General features: G+C 52.1%; 17 protein-coding genes. 6 read left to right on the forward strand and 11 right to left on the reverse strand.

Annotated features, from left to right (window positions below; all coding sequences use genetic code 11):
• Window positions 1–61 precede the first annotated feature (61 nt).
• The 3 genes from EDI29_RS10170 to metE form a co-directional block, all read right to left on the reverse strand.
• On the reverse strand, window positions 62–1,726 hold the full coding sequence (locus EDI29_RS10170) for a methyl-accepting chemotaxis protein (protein WP_137740809.1): 1,665 nt from the start codon (window positions 1,724–1,726) through the stop codon (window positions 62–64).
• A 687-nt stretch (window positions 1,727–2,413) separates the two neighbouring features.
• The gene (locus tag EDI29_RS10175; protein ID WP_137740810.1) at window positions 2,414–4,036 is read right to left on the reverse strand and encodes a methyl-accepting chemotaxis protein; all 1,623 of its coding nucleotides are present in this window, start codon (window positions 4,034–4,036) and stop codon (window positions 2,414–2,416) included.
• 732 nt (window positions 4,037–4,768) lie between these two features.
• Entirely contained in the window at window positions 4,769–7,033 is a 2,265-nt protein-coding gene (gene metE, locus EDI29_RS10180; protein ID WP_137740811.1) for a 5-methyltetrahydropteroyltriglutamate--homocysteine S-methyltransferase, read from the reverse strand.
• Between the two features lie 104 nt (window positions 7,034–7,137).
• Between metE and metR the strand changes: the two genes are divergently transcribed.
• A complete protein-coding gene (gene metR / locus EDI29_RS10185) occupies window positions 7,138–8,073 on the forward strand; it encodes an HTH-type transcriptional regulator MetR (protein ID WP_137740812.1) in 936 nt (311 codons plus the stop codon).
• On the opposite strand, the gene EDI29_RS10190 is transcribed toward metR, so the two are convergent.
• The 6 genes from EDI29_RS10190 to EDI29_RS10215 form a co-directional block, all read right to left on the reverse strand.
• Window positions 7,979–8,878 carry a carboxylate/amino acid/amine transporter gene (locus EDI29_RS10190; protein WP_137740813.1) on the reverse strand — a complete coding sequence of 300 codons (900 nt, stop codon included), beginning with the start codon at window positions 8,876–8,878 and terminating at the stop codon, window positions 7,979–7,981. The two genes, metR and EDI29_RS10190, sit on opposite strands and share 95 nt — an antisense overlap.
• Window positions 8,879–9,126: 248 nt before the next feature.
• A complete protein-coding gene (gene pagP, locus EDI29_RS10195) occupies window positions 9,127–9,765 on the reverse strand; it encodes a lipid IV(A) palmitoyltransferase PagP (RefSeq protein WP_137740814.1) in 639 nt (212 codons plus the stop codon).
• Window positions 9,766–10,047: 282 nt separating this feature from the next.
• Entirely contained in the window at window positions 10,048–10,869 is an 822-nt protein-coding gene (gene cysE / locus EDI29_RS10200; protein ID WP_107169094.1) for a serine O-acetyltransferase, read from the reverse strand.
• 221 nt (window positions 10,870–11,090) lie between these two features.
• Complete coding sequence (gene gpsA, locus EDI29_RS10205; RefSeq protein WP_137740815.1) at window positions 11,091–12,110, reverse strand: NAD(P)H-dependent glycerol-3-phosphate dehydrogenase; 1,020 nt, start codon at window positions 12,108–12,110, stop codon at window positions 11,091–11,093.
• Window positions 12,110–12,580, reverse strand: a complete 471-nt coding sequence (secB, locus tag EDI29_RS10210) for a protein-export chaperone SecB (protein ID WP_137740816.1) — start codon at window positions 12,578–12,580, stop codon at window positions 12,110–12,112. The genes gpsA and secB overlap by 1 nt, the downstream gene beginning before the upstream one ends.
• A 204-nt stretch (window positions 12,581–12,784) precedes the next feature.
• Window positions 12,785–13,216: a rhodanese-like domain-containing protein gene (locus EDI29_RS10215; protein WP_015842174.1), complete on the reverse strand. Its 432-nt coding sequence runs from the start codon at window positions 13,214–13,216 to the stop codon at window positions 12,785–12,787.
• A 245-nt stretch (window positions 13,217–13,461) separates the two neighbouring features.
• Here EDI29_RS10215 and envC point away from each other — a divergent pair, with 245 nt between their 5' ends.
• Both envC and EDI29_RS10225 read left to right on the forward strand, forming a co-directional pair.
• The gene (gene envC, locus EDI29_RS10220) at window positions 13,462–14,763 is read left to right on the forward strand and encodes a murein hydrolase activator EnvC (RefSeq protein ID WP_137740817.1); all 1,302 of its coding nucleotides are present in this window, start codon (window positions 13,462–13,464) and stop codon (window positions 14,761–14,763) included.
• Window positions 14,764–14,765: 2 nt separating this feature from the next.
• Complete coding sequence (locus tag EDI29_RS10225; protein WP_137740818.1) at window positions 14,766–15,707, forward strand: divergent polysaccharide deacetylase family protein; 942 nt, start codon at window positions 14,766–14,768, stop codon at window positions 15,705–15,707.
• Window positions 15,708–15,733: 26 nt separating this feature from the next.
• On the opposite strand, the gene tdh is transcribed toward EDI29_RS10225, so the two are convergent.
• Both tdh and EDI29_RS10235 read right to left on the reverse strand, forming a co-directional pair.
• Complete coding sequence (gene tdh / locus EDI29_RS10230; RefSeq protein WP_137740819.1) at window positions 15,734–16,765, reverse strand: L-threonine 3-dehydrogenase; 1,032 nt, start codon at window positions 16,763–16,765, stop codon at window positions 15,734–15,736.
• 10 nt (window positions 16,766–16,775) lie between these two features.
• Complete coding sequence (locus tag EDI29_RS10235; RefSeq protein WP_137740820.1) at window positions 16,776–17,972, reverse strand: glycine C-acetyltransferase; 1,197 nt, start codon at window positions 17,970–17,972, stop codon at window positions 16,776–16,778.
• A gap of 241 nt (window positions 17,973–18,213) precedes the next feature.
• On the opposite strand from EDI29_RS10235, the gene rfaD reads away from it, so the two are divergent.
• Genes rfaD through rfaC form a run of 3 tightly spaced genes read left to right on the forward strand, consistent with a single transcriptional unit; the run spans window position 18,214 to window position 21,217 of the window.
• Window positions 18,214–19,146: an ADP-glyceromanno-heptose 6-epimerase gene (gene rfaD, locus EDI29_RS10240; protein ID WP_039474610.1), complete on the forward strand. Its 933-nt coding sequence runs from the start codon at window positions 18,214–18,216 to the stop codon at window positions 19,144–19,146.
• Between the two features lie 23 nt (window positions 19,147–19,169).
• On the forward strand, window positions 19,170–20,237 hold the full coding sequence (rfaF, locus tag EDI29_RS10245; RefSeq protein ID WP_137740821.1) for an ADP-heptose--LPS heptosyltransferase RfaF: 1,068 nt from the start codon (window positions 19,170–19,172) through the stop codon (window positions 20,235–20,237).
• Complete coding sequence (gene rfaC, locus EDI29_RS10250; protein ID WP_137740822.1) at window positions 20,234–21,217, forward strand: lipopolysaccharide heptosyltransferase RfaC; 984 nt, start codon at window positions 20,234–20,236, stop codon at window positions 21,215–21,217. Before rfaF ends, rfaC begins: the two co-directional genes overlap by 4 nt.
• Window positions 21,218–21,233: the final 16 nt, after the last annotated feature.

Below are 21,233 nucleotides of genomic sequence, written 5' to 3' on the forward strand. Positions count from 1 at the left end.
CGCTCTAAAACGCCACCGAACAACGGTGGCGTTTGTGTTTCAGCGTGTTACACCGACAGCCTTAGAACGTCGTCCAGTCGCCATTGTTGCCTTGATCTTTCGCTGGCGTCACGGGTGCTAAAGACAGCGTTGGGGTACGTGTTGGGGACGATGCATAAGAAGCGGCTTTGCCGTTGCCATATGACAGCAATTTAAACGCGCTCACCGCTTCCGCCAGCACGGAAGCCTGTGCTTGCAGAGAAAGTGCCGCAGAGGCAGATTCTTCAACCAGAGCCGCATTCTGCTGGGTCGTGGTATCAATTTGCCCAACCGCCAGATTCATCTGGTTAATCCCGTCGCTCTGCTCACGACTGGCCTGCGAGATTTCACTGATGATCTCATTCACATCCCGCACATAGCCCGTTAATCCGCCCATGGTTTCTTCAGCCGTATCCACCAGCGACATGCCTTCCTGGATTTTGCTCACGGAATCGTCAATCAAATCCTTGATCTCACGCGCGGCTGTCGCACTGCGCTGTGCCAGAGAGCGCACTTCACCTGCCACCACCGCAAAACCACGCCCTTGTTCGCCCGCACGCGCCGCTTCAACCGCCGCGTTCAGTGCCAAAATATTAGTCTGGAAGGCAATCCCATCGATCACACCAATGATTTCCGCCATACGCTGGGATGAATCACGAATGCCGCGCATTTTCTGCGTAACAGAAACCATGACGTCACCGCTTTGCTTGGCAGCGCCAGAAGCTTTATTCGCAATGTCTGTTGCCTGCTGCGTGTTTTCCGCCGTATTTTTAATAGTAGAGGTCAACTGTTCCATTGAAGCTGCCGTTTCTTCCAGCGAGCTGGCCTGTTCTTCAGTGCGCGAGGACAGATCCTGATTACCTGCGGCAATCTGCGAAGCCGCCGTCGAGATCGTTTCCGCCCCGTCACGCACTTGTCCGACAATCGTGCTCAAGCTGGTGTTCATATGATCCAACGATTGCAGCAGTTGTCCCGTTTCATCTTTGCTGGTAACAGTAATGCGTGAGGTCAGGTCGCCCTGCGCTACTCTATCTGCCACTTGCAAAGCCTGCTGTATCGGCCGGGTTACGCTGCGCGTAATCGACCAGGCAATCAACGCGCCAAATACGACACCTAGTGCTAAAATGAGCAACAAAATCATGCGAGTGTTGCTGTATACCTCAGCCATAGCTTCAACGGAGGTGTCCATCGCATCATCTTGGTAGTTCACTAATTGTTTCACTGCATCACGGTATTGGCGTTGAACCACGTTCAGGTTGTTGTTGAACTCCTCGATCGCTGCTTCCCGGTTGCCCGCAACCACTTCGCTAATGATTTTATCGCCAGATTTCAGAAACTCGGTACGAATCGCACGAATCGCACGGAGTTGGCTAACCGAACGATCTTCAACCGTTTGGCTTTCTAGTTTATCCAGCAGGCGACCAATTTCCTGACGGAACTCATTCACGCGAGTCACGTTTGTCTGGATCTGTTCCTCACCCGAAACCAGCATCAGCCGCTGATACGCCACCAGAATACTCGTGACATTGTCGATGAGATTATTGGCATCAATCGTTTGTGGATAGACGTCTTTGACAATGCCTCTGGCACCGTCCTGAAAACCGGACAACTTAGACAGGGAAAAAATACTTACGGCAAACAACATCAGAATCAGGATGGCAAATCCAGCCCCCAATCGATAACCAATACGCCAGTTTGCTAAATTCATGTCTCACTCCTTTTAGGTAATGCATAGCAAGGTCAGTTGCGCGCATGTCGCAACTTGATGGACCACAGGGCGGAGAATGGCTGGCTATCCAAAGGAAAAAGCGGTTTCCTTCTGACATACCAGAGATACCTTGAGGCAGGCATTTTTACGCACGCTCTCAGCATGAGAAGTGCGATCAAAAATCAAATAATTTTCCTCAGGTGTTGAGGTGCAAAAGTGGCAATAAATCTAACAGTGGTACAAATACGATTGATAAGACCGAGGAGACGTTATCGAGGTGAGATGATGACCTTCCCTCTCCGTATTCGTGCATCCATAGCCGTTCCTGTGTGATCCATTTTATCGGCAACTTGTTTCTGAACTTTACAAATTGATCGTTTAAATCATTCAAAAACAGACAATAAATAGATTGCAACTATCAAAAATTAAGTTTCGATCGGAAAAATCACAGATTAATTCAACGGCGATTAACAAAAATAACACCACAACTACATTAAATGATAGTCAGACATATTTGATATTAAAAATAAAGAGAGGGAATTTTTCTTAAAAAAGGACAACCAACTGAATAAGCAAAGGAAAACTCGCCTTTCCTCTATATGCCGTATGATAAGGAATCAGGGAGGCCATTACCCCCCTGATGAAATAGACGTTGCACAGCAACGCAGGCAAATTATGGCAGTAAATTTACTCTTTATTTGCCAGAGCCAGCATCGGTGTACTCATCGGCCTCGGTGCATAAGACCCGGCATCACTATGGCTATATGACTGTACTTTAAACGCGCTCACGGCTTCCGCCAGAACGGAGGCCTGCGCTTGCAGGGACAAAGCAGCAGAAGCGGATTCTTCAACCAGGGCCGCATTCTGCTGGGTTGTGGTATCAATCTGCCCAATCGCCAGATTCATCTGGTTAATCCCGTCGCTCTGTTCACGGCTGGCCTGTGAAATCTCAGTGATAATGCTATGCACATCCTTCACGTGAGCCGTTAGTCCACCCATGGTTTCTTCAGCGGTGTCGACAAGCCCCATTCCTTCCTGAATCTTGCTCACGGAGTCGTCGATCAAATCTTTGATTTCCCGCGCGGCTGTCGCACTGCGCTGTGCCAGCGAGCGGACCTCTCCTGCCACTACCGCAAAACCGCGCCCCTGCTCACCCGCACGCGCGGCTTCAACCGCCGCATTCAGTGCCAGGATATTGGTCTGAAACGCAATACCGTCAATCACACCAATGATTTCTGCCATACGCTGGGATGAATCGCGAATACCGCGCATTTTCTGCGTCACGGAAAGCATAACATCACCACTTTTTTTCGCGGCACCGGTCGCCTTATTGGCAATCTCCGTCGCCTGCTGGGTGTTTTCCGCCGTGTTTTTAATGGTAGATGCCAGTTGCTCCATTGAGGCTGCCGTTTCTTCCAGTGAGCTGGCCTGTTCCTCTGTGCGTGATGACAGATCCTGATTCCCTGCGGTGATTTGCGATGCCGCCGTCGAAATTGTTTCTGCACCATCACGCACCTGGCCGACAATCGAGCTCAGGTTGGTATTCATACGATCCAACGATTGCAGCAGCAATCCGGTTTCATCCTTGCTGGTTACAGTGATACGTGAGGTCAGATCGCCCTCCGCCACTCTGTCCGCGACTTGTAAAGCCTGCTCAATCGGTCGGGTGACGCTACGCGTGATTGCCCAGGCAATCAGCGCGCCAAAAGCAGCACCCAACAGCAAAATAAGCAGTAAAATTATGCGAGTACTGCTGTACACCTCTGCCATGGTTTCGACAGAGTTATCCATCGCCTCATTTTGGTAATTCACCAACTGCTTCACCGAGTCACGGTAATTGCGCTGAATCACGTTCAGGGTGTTATTGAATTCCGCTACGGCGACGTCGTTATTGCCCGCCAGCGCATCACTAATAATTTTATCACCGGACTTGATGAACTCGGCACGAAACCCGCGGACAACCCCCACCTGCTTGCGAGCAAGCTCTCCTGAGGCATTGTTTTCCAGGTTATCAAGCAGACGGCTAATTTCCTTGCGGTACGCCATAATCCGATCGACATATCCTTGGCGTTGCTCCTGACCGGATACCAGCATCATCTGCAAATAAGCGACAAAATGCCCATTCACGTTATCAATGAGATCATTAGCATCTACCGTTTGTGGATAAACCTCTTTGACGATATCTCTGGCACCATCCTGAAAACTGGACAGTTTAGACAGGGAAAATAGACTCACGGCAAATAACATAAAAATCAGAACGGCAAACCCGCCTCCTAATCGATAGCCAATACGCCAATTCGCTAAGTTCACATCTCACTCCTTTTAGGTAATAAATAATAATGACTACTGCGCACAGCACGCCGTCGAATAACGTCGCAGAGTGGGGAAATAATCGTTTTTTCGGGAAAGGAAATAGGCTTTATGGGTATATTTAATCTACCCATAAGAGAGTAATTACAGGTGCACTTCCAACATAAATAAAACGTTAAAAATAAAAAAAGCCTCGCTCTATTGGTACATCCTGAGCCGCTTCCATGCCGTTTACCTTATCGGCACAATATTCTCTAGCTTTATGACCATGTCGATTCACCCCTGCGAAAAATAGATACATAGATAGCGGATGAATATTCATTTTCGGAAAATAACCTACCAGTTGATGCAGAAAAACAAGGGGGATAGCGCGGCGATTTTATTAAAGGAAAGACAATATAGTTAATTTTCGGGAAGGAAGAAAAATTTGCAGGAGGAAATAATAAACAATCGGAAGGTTGGGGAAATAGTGCGTATTTTATACCCTAAATAATTCGAGTTTCAGGACAAAACGTTAACGTTTTGAACAACGCGAAGCGTTAGCCCTTTAGGGCGATGCTCAGAAATGAGCATCGTAACGCGGCAAGAGAAAGAATCCCGATGAGCTTACTCAGGTAAGTGATTCGGGTGAATGAACGCAGCCAACGCACATGCAACTTGAAGTATGACGGGTATATAGGTGTAAAAAATCAGGGAGACCATAGCCTCCCTGATTTCATCAGCCATTAACTACTACTGGGTTTCACGCAGACGCTGTGCTGCCTGAACCATATTTGCCAGAGCCTGACGCGTTTCCGGCCAGCCACGCGTTTTCAGACCGCAGTCTGGGTTCACCCACAGACGCTCAGCAGGAATACGCTGTGCCGCTTTTTTCAGCAGGGCTTCCATCCATTCCACACTCGGTACGTTCGGAGAGTGAATGTCGTAGACGCCTGGACCAATTTCATTCGGGTATTCGAACTCTTCAAACGACTCCAGCAACTCCATATCGGAGCGAGAGGTTTCAATCGTAATCACGTCTGCATCCAGCGCGGCGATAGAATCCATGATGTCGTTGAACTCGCAATAACACATGTGAGTATGGATTTGCGTATCATCTTTCGCTACGGCGGCATTCAGACGGAAGGCGTCCACCGCCCAGGCCAGATAAGCATCCCAATCAGAGCGGTGCAGCGGCAGACCTTCACGCAGTGCCGGTTCGTCAATCTGGATGATACCAATGCCTGCGGCTTCCAAATCGGCCACTTCATCGCGCAGCGCCAGCGCAATCTGCTTGGCGATGGTTTCACGCGTAACGTCTTCACGCGGGAAAGACCAGCACAGGATGGTCACCGGACCTGTCAACATACCTTTCATCGGTTTGTCGGTCAGAGACTGTGCGTATTTCGCCCACTCAACGGTGATCGCTTCTGGACGACTCACGTCACCAATGATAACCGGCGGTTTCACACAGCGAGAACCGTAGCTCTGCACCCAGCCGTTTTGGGTAAAGACAAACCCATCCAGATGCTCACCGAAGTATTCCACCATGTCATTACGTTCAGCTTCACCGTGCACCAGTACGTCCAGACCCAGACGTTCTTGCTCAACCACAGCTTGCTTGATGTGCTCGGCAATGCCGGTGCGGTAGTTATTACCGTCCAGACGACCCTGCTTGAAATCCAGACGCAGACCGCGAATTTCGGTGGTTTGCGGGAAAGAACCAATCGTAGTGGTCGGCCATGCTGGCAGATTAAAGCGTTCACGCTGAGCATCGGCGCGCACGGAATACACGTTCTGACGCTGGCTGTCCTGTGCGGTGATGGCCGCCAGACGCTGCGCAACGGCGGCGTTATTCACACGCGTTGAGGTACGGCGAGCACGAATCGGTGCGCTATAGGCTTCCAGTGCCTGACCGTTGCCGCTGTTCAGCGCCTGAGACAGCAGCGACAGCTCTGCACATTTCTGAATAGCAAAGGCGAACCAGCTCTTCACTTCATCGTCCAGACGCACTTCCACGCTCAGATCGATAGGGCTATGCAGCAGTGAACATGAGCTGCCCAGCCACAGATCGCGCGTCCCCACCAGCGGTTGCAAGCGCTCGAACCAACTGCTGAGGTCAGCACGCCAGACGTTACGGCCGTTAATCACCCCCAGAGACAGCACCCAGTTAGCGGGCAGTTGGGCACTCAGCGTAGCGGCATCATCCTTACCGTGAACCAGATCGATATGCAGCCCCTGAACCGGCAACGCTTTGATCGTTTCCAGATTCTGGCTAACGCTGTCGAAATAGGTCGTCAGCAGCAGTTTCACCTGACCTTGCAGCGCATCGTAAGCCGGTTTAAACGCAGCCAGCCATTCTTGCGGCAGTTCCAGCGCCAGTGCAGGCTCATCAATCTGCACCCACTCAATGCCGCGTTTCGCCAGCTCAGCCAGTACCTGCTGATAAACCGGCAGAATGTCTTGCAGCAGTGATAGACGGTCGAATTGCTCGCCTTTCACTTTGCCCAGCCACAGGTAGGTAACCGGGCCTAACAGAACAGGTTTAACTTTATGGCCCAGCGCCAGTGCTTCATCCACTTCATCCAGCAGTTGCGTCCAGGTCAGTTTGAACTGCTGCCCTTGAGTGAATTCTGGCACCATGTAGTGATAGTTGGTGTTAAACCATTTGGTCATTTCTGCCGCAGCGGCAGGCTGACCGGTTGGTGCACGTCCACGACCGATACGGAACAGCGTGTCCAGATCGACCGAGCCATCTTCGTTCTGATGACGCGCAGGTACGTTACCCAGCAGCAGACTCGTGGTCAGCACATGGTCGTACCAGGCAAAATCACCCACTGGCAGCAGATCAACGCCAGCATCCTTCTGTTGTTGCCAATGACGCGCACGCAGCTCACGTCCAACGGTCAGCAACTCTTCCTGGGTCGCGTTACCTGCCCAATAGCTTTCCTGCGCTTTTTTCAGTTCACGGCGTAGCCCAACGCGCGGAAAACCCAGTGTGTGATTCACAATCGTCATCGTTAATTCCTCATTTAGCCGTCCAGATGTTTACACATCCATAATCCGCAGGTAGTGTAGTAATCACAAGCGCAATTTATTCACTGTCACTGTGAAGGACTCTCATGATCGAATTTAAACACCTGCGAACGCTGCAAGCACTGCGCAATACCGGATCGTTAGCCGCCGCTGCCGCTGCACTTCACCAAACCCAATCGGCGTTATCCCACCAGTTCAGCGATCTGGAGCAACGTCTTGGGTTCAGGCTATTCGTGCGTAAAAGCCAGCCGCTGCGCTTTACGCCTCAGGGAGAAATTCTGTTGCAACTGGCAGAGCAGGTGTTACCACAAATCCAGCAGGCGTTGCAGGCGTGCCATGAGCCGCACCAAACCATGCTGCGTTTGGCCATCGAGTGCCATAGTTGTATTCAGTGGCTGACGCCTGCGCTAGACGAGTTTCATCAGCACTGGCCACAGGTGGCGATGGATTTTAAATCAGGCGTCACGTTCGACCCCCAGCCAGCACTCCAGCAAGGCGAATTGGATCTGGTAATGACCTCCGACATCATGCCGCGCAGCGGGCTGCACTATTCGCCGCTGTTTGATTTTGAAGTCCGACTGGTACTGGCTCCTGACCATCCGCTAGCGGGAAAGGAGAAAATCGAACCGGAAGATTTCAGCACAGAAACCCTGATGATCTATCCGGTACAACGGCAGCGGCTGGACGTCTGGCGTCATTTTTTACAGCCCGCAGGCGTCAGCCCTGCGCTGAAAAGCGTGGATAATACGCTGCTGCTGATTCAAATGGTCGCCGCTCGTATGGGCATCGCCGCGCTCCCCCACTGGGTGGTGGAAAGTTTTGAACGCCAGGGGCTGATTGTGACCAAATCGTTGGGGGATGGGCTTTGGAGCCGGTTGTACGCCGCCGTCCGCGACGGAGAACAGCGCCAACCGGTCATTGATGCGTTTATTCGTTCGGCGCGCCAGCACGCTTGCGATCATTTACCGTTCGTGAAGGATGCTTCACGACCCAATGCTGGTGTACCCACAGCGAGGACGTAATGATTGCTGTCCCCACGATAAAGCTCAGCCAGTCTGGCGTTTTATGCCAGATGGCGAAGTTAACCAGTAGCCCAGCCGGCACGTGAAAGTTATTCATTATGCTGAGCGTTCCGGCATCCACCTGGGTTGCGCCATAGTTCCACATAAAATAACCCAAGCCTGAAGCACCAATTCCCAGCCAGGCCAGCACACCCCACTGCAAGGTTGTGGTGGGTAGCTTAGCCATATTGCCGAAGAGCAGCCACGCGGCGATCGTGACGATCGCCGCGCCCAGATAAAACCAGGAAAACGCGCAGTGCTGCGGCACAGGATGAATCTCCATCAGACGCTTATAGCCAACCTGACCTGCGGCAAAACACACGTTAGCCACCTGCACCAGCAGGAATCCCCACCAGAAATGCTCACTCACGCCGTGATAGTGGATTACGGCTGCACCGAATACTGCCAGAAGCGCACTCATCGCGTAGCCCCAGCGCAGGCGCTGTCGGGCAAGCAGATCGTAAATCAGCGTGACATACAACGGTGTCATCACCGTGAAGAGTAAAAACTCAGGTACAGTCAGGTACAGGTAAGCCTGAAATACGAACAGGTACATGATACCAAGTTGGCAAGCGCCCACTAACATATACAAGAAAATGACGCGCGGCGCGTAGCCCCGCCAGCGTAAGAACGGTAAAAATACCACCGCGGCTGCCGTCAGACGGAACATCGCAGAAAACCAGCTATCAACCTGACCCGCCAGATATTCGCCAATCAGGCTGAATGAAAATGCCCACAAGATCGTGGTGATAATAAGTAATGGCACGATAGCATCCACTGAGAAAAAAGTAGCGCCATTGTAGCGGAGATGGCTGAATGAACGTCAGTCAATATGGTTTACATCAGGATAAATAAAAAGCAGATAGAAAGTAAACTCAGAGAAGAAAAGATGTGACGTTAAATACCGTTATCCAGATAACACTCGCACGATTCAATATATTTCATCAATGCTGCGTTCTACAGAATAAACAGAGCCTCGTTTTGTAAAACAACAGAGGCTCGTTAATCTAAGAATTAAATCTGCCATCTGAACCAGGCAAAAAAAACATTACCGTTATTGTATGTTCCGGGAATATATGTCGCCTGGAAAGAAAGTTTGCTATAACTTATTGACGCCAAAGGCAACAATACAGGGATCGGAATATAGTTCCAATTATCACGCATCGTGAAACCCGCCGTAAATCCCAGACCCAGTTGAAAATCCTGATCGCGGGTAGGCCGCCAACGCTTTTCATAGCCGTAGCCGCCGATAGGCTCCCATTTGTTATAGGAGTCTTTGAATGCCATGAGATAAAGCCCGTGCCAATCCCCATCCTGATCCAGGCGAGAAACACCGTAACCCGCGCCCCACGGCCTTTCATTATATCTGTCAGTCTTTTCTTTATCGTACGTCCAGCGGTTATGCCAGGTGATAGCAGGGATATAAATATCGTGACTCTGTGGCGCATTCCAGGTCGTAGACAGGTTATTTTTACTTCTCTTCCACCAACTTTCATCCTGCTTATTCGACACAGCATCAGTAGAGTCCGCCGCAACGGATGCAGGGTTTTCCATGCTGCCCGTATTATTTATGCTTTCTACTGCGTAACTCGAAAAAGGGATGATGGGTAGTGTAATCAAACTTAACGTGATTAACGTTCGCTTTAAATGCATATAAGGTTCTCTGTAACAGCGTCACGATTCCATTCAAACAAAGGTGATCCAAACAAAACTATTTTGGTTGTTACCAAAATATATAGTTCAGTTTACGTAATCTGCCCATATAGGCGGGAAACCAAAGCAGCCTATTATGAAGGGATAAACCGCGACAGTGCTTAAATAGATAGCGAACCAAGCATTGCTTTCAGACGTTTCTTAGCCGTAATAACAAAAAACCACCTTATTTGTCGGTGGTTTATATTCAGCAAGGGGTAATGAAAAACCTATGTCGCGAGGTTAGATACCATCGCCGTATTCGAAACCGCGGTTGATACCGTTGAAATACTGATCCATATCCATCGCAGGTTTATCGCTTTCCGGGCGACCGACGATACGGGCTGGAACCCCTGCCGCCGTCGTGTGTGGTGGAACGGATTGCAACACGACAGAGCCAGCACCAATTTTTGCGCCACAACCGACCTCAATGTTCCCCAGAATTTTAGCGCCAGCGCCAATCATCACGCCTTCGCGAATTTTAGGGTGGCGATCGCCACTGGTTTTACCCGTGCCGCCCAGCGTGACGGATTGCAGAATGGAGACGTCGTTTTCAACCACGGCGGTTTCGCCGATCACAATACCTGTTGCATGATCGAGCATGATCCCGCAGCCGATTCTCGCCGCCGGATGGATATCCACGCCGAAAGAAACCGATATCTGGTTCTGGAAATAGACCGCCAACGCTTTACGATCCTGAGACCAAAGCCAGTGACCAATGCGATAAGCCTGTAATGCATGAAACCCTTTCAGGTAGAGCAGCGGCGTCGAGTATTTATCCACCGCAGGATCGCGCAGACAGACAGCCTGAATATCGCGCGCGGCAGAAACGATCATCTGCGGCTCAGCGCGGTAGGCTTCTTCCACCACCTCACGAATAGCGATCGCGGGCATAATAGAATTGGCTAGCTTGTTCGCCAGCATGTAGCTCAGTGCACTACCTAAATTCTCGTGCTTCAGCAATGTGGCATGAAAAAAGCTGGCCAGCATCGGTTCACAGTCCGCGAGATTGCGCGCTTCTGTTTTGATATTGCTCCAGACCAGCTTCAATTCTTCTGTCGACATTGCCTTACTCTCCGAGATACCACACACCACAACGTATATCTGTTCTAAAACGACAGGCTTATTAGCACTACCGCACGTATATAAGAAAATGAAGATACTATGAGCCCCCAGGATTAGGAAGCCCAGCATAGACTCGTCATACTTCGAGTTGTATGTACATTATTAAAAACGTTAACGTTTTTCCTGAAACTCGAATTATTTAGAGCATAGAACGACGTGTTTTATAATTTGGCGGTTTCGTCTTTACGCGTACGTCCTAACAGACTCAGCGCCGCCTCTCGGGCATCTTTCCCACAATACAGAACCTGCCAGAGTTGCTCAGTAATCGGCATTTCAACGCCGTAGCGCTGCGCTAATGCCAGAACCTCTTTCGTATTGCGGTATCCTTCAACAACCTGACCAATGCTATCCTGCGCGCTCTGCACATCCATTCCCTGCCCCAACATCATACCAAAGCGTCGGTTACGGGACTGATTATCAGTACAGGTCAGCACCAGATCGCCAAGCCCAGCCATCCCCATGAAAGTGGTAGGGTCCGCACCCAGCGCGGCTCCAAGCCGGGTCATTTCCGCCAATCCGCGAGTAATCAAAGCGGTACGTGCATTAGCACCAAACCCAATGCCGTCAGACATACCGGCACCGATAGCAATGACGTTTTTCACCGCGCCGCCCAACTGCACCCCGATAAAATCCGGGTTGCTGTAAACGCGGAAGCTCTTGCCGCAATGGAGTAGCCGTTGCAGGTCGTCAGCAAACTCACTGTCCGTTGATGCCAGCGCAATCGCCGTCGGCATACCCGCCGCTAATTCTTTGGCAAATGTCGGGCCAGAGACCACCGCAAGCGGAATAGCTTCGCCCAATGCTTCACGTGCGACATCCTGTAACAAGCGCCCCGTTTCCGCTTCCAGCCCTTTGGTCGCCCACACGATACGCGTATCGGCACGCAAGTGAGGTTTCAACTGACGCAGAACATCACCGAATACGTGGCTCGGCACAACAACCAGCACGTTTCTGCTGGCAGCGAGCGCCTGCGCCAAATTAGCTTCCAACTGTAGGGAATCAGGAAAAGGCACATCAGGCAGGAATGCCTGATTACAGCGAGCGGCCTGTAACGCCTGAATGTGCGTAGGGTTGTGACCCCACAACACGACTCGATGGCCATTACGCGCCAGCGTAATGGCTAATGCGGTGCCGTATGAACCGGCACCGATGACGGTCATGGAAGCGTCAGACGCGTTCATCAGGCATCCTGATGCTGCGCAGCGCCTTCACCTTCGGTCTGCTGTTGCAGGTAATTCATGAACAGCGCATCAAAGTTAACCGGTGCCAGGTTCAATTGCGGGAAAGTACCGCGAGAAACCAGGCTGGTGATGCACTCACGCGCGTAAGGGAACAGAATGTTCGGGCAGTACGCGCCCAGGCAGTGCGCCAGCTGCGTCCCTTCGATACCGCCAACGGTAAAGATACCACCTTGTTGAACTTCACACAGAAATGCCGTTTCTTCGCCCAGAGATGCCGTTACGGTCACACGCAGTACGACTTCATAGATGTCATCAGCCAGTTGGTTAGAAGCCGTATCCAGATCCAGTTTTACTTCTGGCTGCCATTCCTGCTGGAACACCTGAGGCGCATTAGGCGCTTCGAAAGAGATATCTTTGGTGTAGATACGCTGGATTTGGAAAGCCATTTCTGTGTTGTTTTGTTCAGACATGTTAAGTAATACCCTTTTGTTAGATTTTCTTGACGTCTTCCGTCGTCATAAGTGGGCGGACGTCAGCACATTTCTGTCATTGTCATACTGCAATCACTGTCGTACTGCAATCAGCCTGTCGATTATCCTGCAAAATCGCCGCCATTTTCGCTGTGTATGATCTACACACATGGCACGATGCGGATAGTTTTACCACAAACCGTTTTATTTACCGCGGACTAAAGGCAGATTCTCACCGCTCCAGCCAGCCAGACCGTCTTTCAGCACCTGCACACGCTCAAAACCGGCTTTGTGCAAGTTCTCGGCCGCTTCACGTGAAGAGAGGCCGTTGGCGCAGACCACGATAATCGGCTGCGACTTATGTTTTTCAAGTTCACCTACGCTGCCGTTTTTAATGTCGTTCGGCAACAGGTTAAATGCGCTGGCAATATGGCCACGGCGATAGTCGTCACGGTTACGGATATCAACGACGACAGCATCTTCTTTATTAATCAGTCGGATCGCTTCACCGCGAACCACTTCTTTTACGTTCGACAGTTTACTCTTCACAGTAAGTACAATTACCGCAACCAACAGTGCAACCCAGGCGATGCTCAAAATAGGGTTCTTGCTAACGAATGGCATAATCTCTTGCATGGGGTGTAACGACTCCCGGATCAGTTAAGCAACAAAAATATAAGGTTCCTGAGTATACCTGCGCGATACGGCAATTACAGCCAGTAAGCCAACATAGCGTATCGAATCTGCGGCGCGCTTTCCATTTATCTATCTATTGATGCGCCCAGACGCCCACCTTTGTGCCATGCTTGTCACGTCTGGAAATAGAAATCAGACAAGAGACAACTGGTAAGCCGCTGTTCATCGTGGAATAATTTATCGATATGAGTAAAAACGCGTTATTTGTACAGAGTCGAGTAGCATGTAGCGCCGATCGCCAGTTATCCGCATTACACAGGCTACTCACCCGCTGCGTCAGCGCGCTCTGCGTTGGCGTTTTGCTGTTGCCCGCACTCGGCCAAGCGGAAGATAATCAGGCGCAGCTTAAGACCCTGCAACAAGATATCGCCGCGAAAGAAAAAAGCGTCCAACAGCAGCAACAGCAGCGCAGCACCTTAGTTCAGCAGTTGAAAAAGCAGGAACAGTCTATCTCTCAGGCCAGTCGTCAACTGCATGAAACACGCAATACGCTGTCTACGCTTAATAAAGAATTAACCAGCCTCAGTGCCTCTATCGCAAAACTGCAATCTCAGCAGGATAAGCAACAAACGCTGCTCTCCCGTCAGTTGGATGCCGCCTTCCGACAAGGCCGACACAGTGCGCTGCAACTCATGCTGAGCGGAGAAGAAAGCCAGCGCAATGAGCGCATCCTCGCTTACTTCGGCTACCTGAATGAAGCACGGCAGAAGTCTATCAACGAATTGCAGCAAACCCGCGTAGAGCTGGCTAACCAAAAACGTCAGTTGGAACAAAAACAGACGCAGCAAAAAACGCTATTAAGTGACCAACAACAGCAACAGCAAACGCTGGAACAGGCACAGTCTGACCGGAAGAAAACGCTGTCGACACTGGAAAGCTCGCTGGAAAAAGATCGGCAGCAGTTGACGGAACTGCGCCAGAATGAAACCCGCTTACGCGATCAGATCGCCCGCGCAGAGCGAGAGGCGAAAGCCCGCGCTGAACGGGAAGCACGCGAGGCCGCCAAGGTTCGTGCCAAAGAAGAGCAGGCCAAACGCAGCGGGAGCAGCTACAAACCCACTGAAGGTGAACGCTCACTTATGGCGCGCACTGGCGGTTTAGGCCGACCTTCTGGTCAAGCTATCTGGCCGGTTAACGGGCGTATTGAGCACCGTTTCGGCGAGCCGCTACAGGGTGAACTACGCTGGAAAGGCCTGGTAATTACCGCACCGGAAGGGACTGAAGTGAAATCTATCGCCGATGGCACGGTGTTGATGGCCGACTGGCTACAAGGTTACGGACTGGTGGTGGTTGTGCAGCATGGTAAAGGTGATATGAGCCTGTACGGCTATAACCAGAGCGCATTGGTTTCCGTTGGTGCTCAGGTCAAGGCCGGTCAAGCCATTGCGTTAGTCGGCACCAGCGGCGGGCAGAGCCAGCCTGGACTGTATTTTGAAATCCGTCGCCAGGGTCAGGCGGTCAATCCACAACCTTGGCTGGGAAGATAGTCTTGTCTTATTTAACCAAAACACCGTTATTGGCATTGAGTCTGTTGGCACTTTCTCCTTTGGCGCTGGCCGGAAAGCTTTCCATCGTGATCGATGATTTTGGCTATCGCCCACATAATGAGAACCAGATTCTGGCGATGCCTACGGCAATTTCCGTCGCGGTATTGCCTAACGCACCGTATGCCCGTGAGATGGCAACCAAAGCCCACCAGCAAGGGCGCGAAGTGCTAATCCACCTACCGATGGCGCCAATGAGCAAGCAGCCGCTGGAGCGTGACACGCTACGCCCAGATATGAGCAGTGACGAAATTCAGCGCATCATTCGCCAATCGGTCAATAACGTGCCTTACGCCGTGGGGTTGAATAACCATATGGGCAGCGCGATGACCGCCAGCCTGCCCGGTATGCAAAAAGTCATGCAGGCGCTCAGCGCCTACCAGCTCTATTTCCTCGATAGCATGACCATTGGCAGCAGCCAATCGAGCCAGGCCGCGGCAGGAACGAACGTAAAAGTCATCAAACGCAAAGTCTTTCTGGATGATTCGCAAAACGAAGCCGAGATTCGCAAACAGTTTACCCGCGCGGTGCAAATCGCCCGCCGCAGCGGTTCCGCCATCGCTATCGGGCACCCACACCCTTCAACCATCCGCGTCTTACAGCAGATGTTGCCCACGTTGGATGCCGATATTGTCTTAGTGCGTCCCAGCCAGTTGCTGAATGAACCAACGCGGCAATATGAGCCTCAGCAGCCAGCCAAACCGCGTAACCCGTTCCGCGGTATACAGCAGTGTCAGGTCAAACAACCGCCGGAACCGGTGAAGAACGATGTGTTCTTCAAGCTGGTGAGTAGCAGCATTCGGGACAGTGCCGCGGTAATGTTTATCAAACACCGCTGGCAGACCTGGATTGAACCAGCCGAGGCCGAAACGCACAAACAGCCGTAATGCCGCGTGGGCTCGCTACGGCAAGGTTACTCTTCATCCCAATTGAGAATAACCTTGCCCGACTGACCCGAGCGCATGGCATCGAACCCTTTCTGAAACTCATCAATGTGAAAGCGGTGAGTGATAATCGGTGACAAATCCAGTCCAGACTGAATCAGCGCCGACATTTTGTACCAGGTTTCGAACATTTCCCGTCCATAGATACCTTTGATAAACAGTCCTTTAAAAATCACGTCCCCCCAGTCAATCGACATCGGTTCATGTGGAATGCCCAGCATGGCGATGCGCCCACCGTGATTCATCGCTTTCAGCATGGCACGAAAGGCTGATGGCGCACCCGACATCTCTAACCCAATATCAAACCCCTCGGTCATGCCCAGATCTATCATCACATCAGCCAGATTTTCCTGCGCCACATTGACGGCACGCGTTGCCCCCATTTTACTGGCGAGATTCAGACGGTACGCGTTCACATCGGTAATCACGACATTCCTTGCCCCCACGTGACGGCACACCGCCGCTGCCATCATGCCGATCGGTCCCGCGCCGGCAATCAAGACATCTTCCCCCACTAAATCGAAGGACAGTGCGGTGTGCACCGCGTTACCGAAGGGATCGAAAATAGCGGCCAGTTCGTCAGAAATATTGTCGGGAATGCGGAACGCGTTGTAGGCAGGAATCACCAGATACTCCGCGAACGAACCGGGACGGTTTACCCCGACGCCGATGGCATTACGGCATAAATGACGCCGTCCGGCACGACAGTTACGGCAGTAACCACAGGTAATATGTCCTTCGCCCGAGACACGATCGCCAATATGAAAACCGTTAACTTCCTGACCGATAGCGACAATTTCGCCAACGTACTCATGCCCGACGACCATCGGAACGGGAATGGTCTTCTGCGACCATTCGTCCCAGTTATAGATATGCACGTCTGTCCCGCAGATCGCACTTTTGCGGATTTTAATCATGATATCGTTATGCCCGAGCTCCGGCATGGGAGAATCCACCATCCAGATACCTTCTTCCGGCCGCAGTTTTGCCAATGCTTTCATGACGGTATCCTCAGATGATCACACCCAGGCGTTTGCCCACGCTGATAAACGCCTCAACGGCAAATTGGATTTGCTGCGGCGTATGGGCGGCTGACATTTGAGTACGAATACGCGCCTGACCGAGGGGGACAACGGGATAAAAAAAGCCTGCGACATAAACGCCTTCCCGCTGTAGCGCCTGCGCAAAATCCTGTGCCAACTGTGCCTCACCCAGCATAACGGGAATAATGGCGTGATCGGCCCCCGCTAGCGTGAAACCTGCGGCCGTCATCTTTTCACGGAATAGACGGGCATTTGCCCACAGACGTTCACGTCGTTCTCCGCCCTGTTCCAGCAGATCCAGTACCCTGAGCGACGCGGTGACAATGGCTGGCGCAAGTGAGTTGGAAAACAGATAGGGCCGCGAGCGCTGGCGCAACCAGTCGATCACCTCATGCTTGCCCGCCGTATAACCGCCTGACGCACCGCCCAGTGCCTTGCCTAACGTCCCGGTGATGATATCGACACGCGCCATTACCCCGCGATGTTCATGCGTCCCACGCCCATGTTCACCGACAAACCCCACCGCATGGGAATCATCAACCATCACGAGCGCATCATAACGATCCGCCAGATCGCAAATCCCCTGCAAATCGGCAATCACGCCATCCATCGAGAACACGCCGTCGGTGGCGATCATCACGTGCCTTGCCCCTTCCGTTCTGGCCAGTTGCAACTGTGCTTCCAGTTGGCTCATATCGTTATTGGCATAGCGATAGCGTCGCGCCTTCGATAGCCGAACACCGTCAATGATAGAAGCATGGTTAAGCGCATCGGAAATAATCGCATCCTCCGGTCCCATCAGCGTTTCAAACAGCCCGCCGTTGGCATCAAAGCAGGAGGAATAGAGAATCGCGTCGTCCATGCCCAGAAAATCCGCCAACTTACGTTCCAGCTGTTTGTGGATATCCTGCGTTCCACAGATAAAGCGCACCGATGCCATGCCGAAACCGTGACTGTCCAATCCAGACTTTGCGGCGGCAATCAGCTCGGGGCTGTCCGCCAGACCAAGATAATTATTGGCACAGAAGTTGAGCAGGCGGTCGCTGTCCATCACCTCGATTTCAGCTCGCTGCGCAGAGGTAATGATGCGTTCTTCCTTGAATACCCCCTCAGTGCGTGCAGCCATGATTTGTGTAGTAAGTTGTTGATAAAAACCGGCAGGCATAGCGTCACTCTCCCATAAAAAGATCGCTTTATGGTTTTTAAGCTAGCGGATGTGGGCAGAAATGCGGGGTAAACAGTCTGAAAATGCTGGCGTCGTCACGGCCTGAATCATCTTAAAAAAATGGGGCAACACGGGATAAATTAAGCTCTGGCTGCTTGCGGTAAAATGAAATGCTATTATAGCGGTCATAAACAGTGTGGGGCGCGGTGCCTCACCGGCAAGATTAACAAAGGTCGCGCCCATGATTATCGTTACTGGCGGTGCCGGTTTTATCGGCAGCAATATCGTAAAATCTCTGAATGACATCGGCTATCGGGACATTCTGGTTGTCGATAACCTGAAAGACGGCACCAAGTTCGCCAATCTGGTCGATCTGGACATCGCCGATTACGTGGATAAAGAAGATTTCATCGCCAGCATCGTTGCAGGTGACGATCTGGGTGATATCGATGCCGTATTCCATGAAGGTGCTTGCTCTTCCACCACCGAGTGGGATGGCAAATACATGATGGATAACAACTATCAGTATTCCAAAGACGTGCTGCATTATTGCCTCGATCGCAACATTCCGTTCCTGTATGCCTCATCTGCCGCAACCTACGGCGGTCGTAACGATAACTTTATCGAAGAGCGTCAATACGAGCAGCCGCTGAACGTCTATGGTTACTCCAAGTTCCTGTTCGACCAGTACGTGCGTGAAATTCTCCCAGAAGCGGAATCGCAGATCTGCGGTTTCCGCTATTTCAACGTCTACGGACCACGCGAAGGCCACAAAGGCAGCATGGCGAGCGTCGCATTCCACCTGAATAACCAGATTAATCAGGGTGAAAATCCGAAGCTGTTCTCAGGTAGCGAGAACTTCCAACGTGACTTTATCTACGTCGGTGATGTCGCCGCCGTCAACCTGTGGTTCTGGCAAAACGGGGTTTCCGGCATCTTCAACTGCGGCACCGGTCGCGCCGAATCCTTCCAGGCTGTCGCCGATGCCACCCTCGCCTTCCATCAGAAAGGCAGTGTGGAATACATCGAGTTCCCTGAGAAACTGAAAGGCCGCTATCAGGCTTATACACAAGCCGATCTCACCAATTTGCGTGCCGCAGGCTATGACAAGCCGTTCAAAACCGTCGCCGAAGGCGTGGCGGAATATATGGCCTGGCTGAACCGTACCGTTTAATCGGATAAGGATTCATAAGCGGTATGAAAATTTTGGTCATCGGCCCTTCCTGGGTCGGCGATATGATGATGTCGCACAGCCTTTATCGCACACTGAAGGCTGAACACCCGGAAGCGGTCATTGACGTGATGGCGCCAGCCTGGTGCCGTCCGCTGCTGGCACGGATGCCGGAAGTCAATCAGGCGTTAGCGATGCCGCTAGGACACGGCGCACTTGAGCTGGGCGAACGTCGCCGTCTTGGCGTATCGCTGCGCGATGCGGGCTATGACCGCGCTTACGTGCTGCCCAACTCCTTTAAATCCGCGCTGGTCCCTTTCTTTGCCAACATTCCGCAACGCACAGGCTGGCGCGGTGAGATGCGTTACGGATTGCTGAACGATGTACGCGTGCTGGATAAAGCCGCCTTTCCGCTGATGGTGCAGCGCTATACCGCGTTAGCCTACGATCGTAGCCGCATCCGCCGTGCTGAGGATCTGCCGCAGCCGTTACTGTGGCCGCAGTTACAGGTCAATCAGACCGAAATTGCGGATATGACGCAGGCGTTTAACCTCAGCGATGCGCGCCCCATCATCGGTTTTTGCCCCGGTGCCGAATTCGGCCCTGCCAAACGCTGGCCGCATTATCACTATGCGGCGCTGGCACAATCACTGATTGAACGCGGCTACCAGATAGCGCTGTTCGGTTCGGCCAATGACCGTTCGGCCTGCGACGACATCCTTCAAGGATTGACGGAAGACGCACGACAGCATTGCGCTAATCTGGCAGGGAAAACCTCGCTGGAACAGGCCGTGGTGCTGATTGCCGCCTGTCATGCTGTCGTCAGCAACGATTCTGGACTCATGCACGTTGCTGCGGCACTTCATCGTCCGCTGGTCGCACTTTACGGCCCAAGCAGCCCCGACTTTACCCCGCCGCTGTCCCATCAGGCCGAGGTGATTCGCCTGATTACCGGCTATCACCGGGTGCGCAAAGGGGATGCTGAACAGGGTTATCACCAAAGTTTGATCGACATTCAGCCCGAACGCGTGCTCAGCGCATTGGATAACTATCTCATGCCCAAAGAAAGCCTCATTCCAGGAACCCATGCATGAGAGTGCTGATCGTGAAAACATCGTCAATGGGCGATGTGCTGCATACGTTACCCGCCTTGACCGACGCGATGCAGGCTATTCCCGGTATCCAGTTCGATTGGGTGGTTGAAGAAGGTTTCGCGCAAATACCAAGCTGGCACCCGGCGGTTTCCCGCGTTATTCCGGTAGCGATTCGCCGCTGGCGCAAAAGCTGGTTCAGCACCCCGACTCGTCAGGAACGTGCAGAATTTAAGCGTCAATTACGCCAGTATCACTATGATGCCGTTATTGACGCACAAGGGCTGATTAAAAGCGCGCTGCTGGTGACGCGGCTCGCCAACGGAAAGAAACACGGATTGGATTGCAAGAGCGCGCGTGAGCCGCTAGCAAGCTGGTGTTATAACTATCGCCACCCGATAAGCCGCCGGCAACACGCCGTAGAACGCGTGCGGGAACTGTTTGCTGCCAGTCTGGGTTATAAGAAACCTGCCGAACGCGGTGATTATGCGATTGCCTCGCGTTTTCTCTCCCAGTCGCCCGCAGACAACAACCACTATCTGGTGTTTCTCCACGCCACGACGCGTGATGAAAAACACTGGCCGGAAGCGCACTGGCGTGAACTGATTGCCCTATTAGCACCGAGCGGGCTGCGCATCAAACTCCCTTGGGGAGCGGAGCATGAGCACCAGCGCGCATTACGGCTGGCGGAAAACTTCCCACACGTTGAAGTCTTACCACGCCTGACACTGCAACAGGTCGCCGAGGTACTCGCGGGCGCCAGCGCGGTTGTCTCCGTCGATACCGGGCTTAGCCACCTGACTGCATCACTGGATCGCCCAAATATCACACTGTACGGCCCGACCGATCCAGGGCTGATTGGCGGTTATGGGATGAACCAGGTGGCGGAAATGTCTGAAAGCCAGCAAATGGAGACAATTCCCGCTCGCCTCGTCCATCAGAAATTAGAGAAGCTGATAGAATTACCTGCATCAGACGAGTGATATCCGCTCCCGACTG

Source organism: Pectobacterium polonicum (genome assembly GCF_005497185.1).
Classification (GTDB): Bacteria; Pseudomonadota; Gammaproteobacteria; order Enterobacterales; family Enterobacteriaceae; genus Pectobacterium; species Pectobacterium polonicum.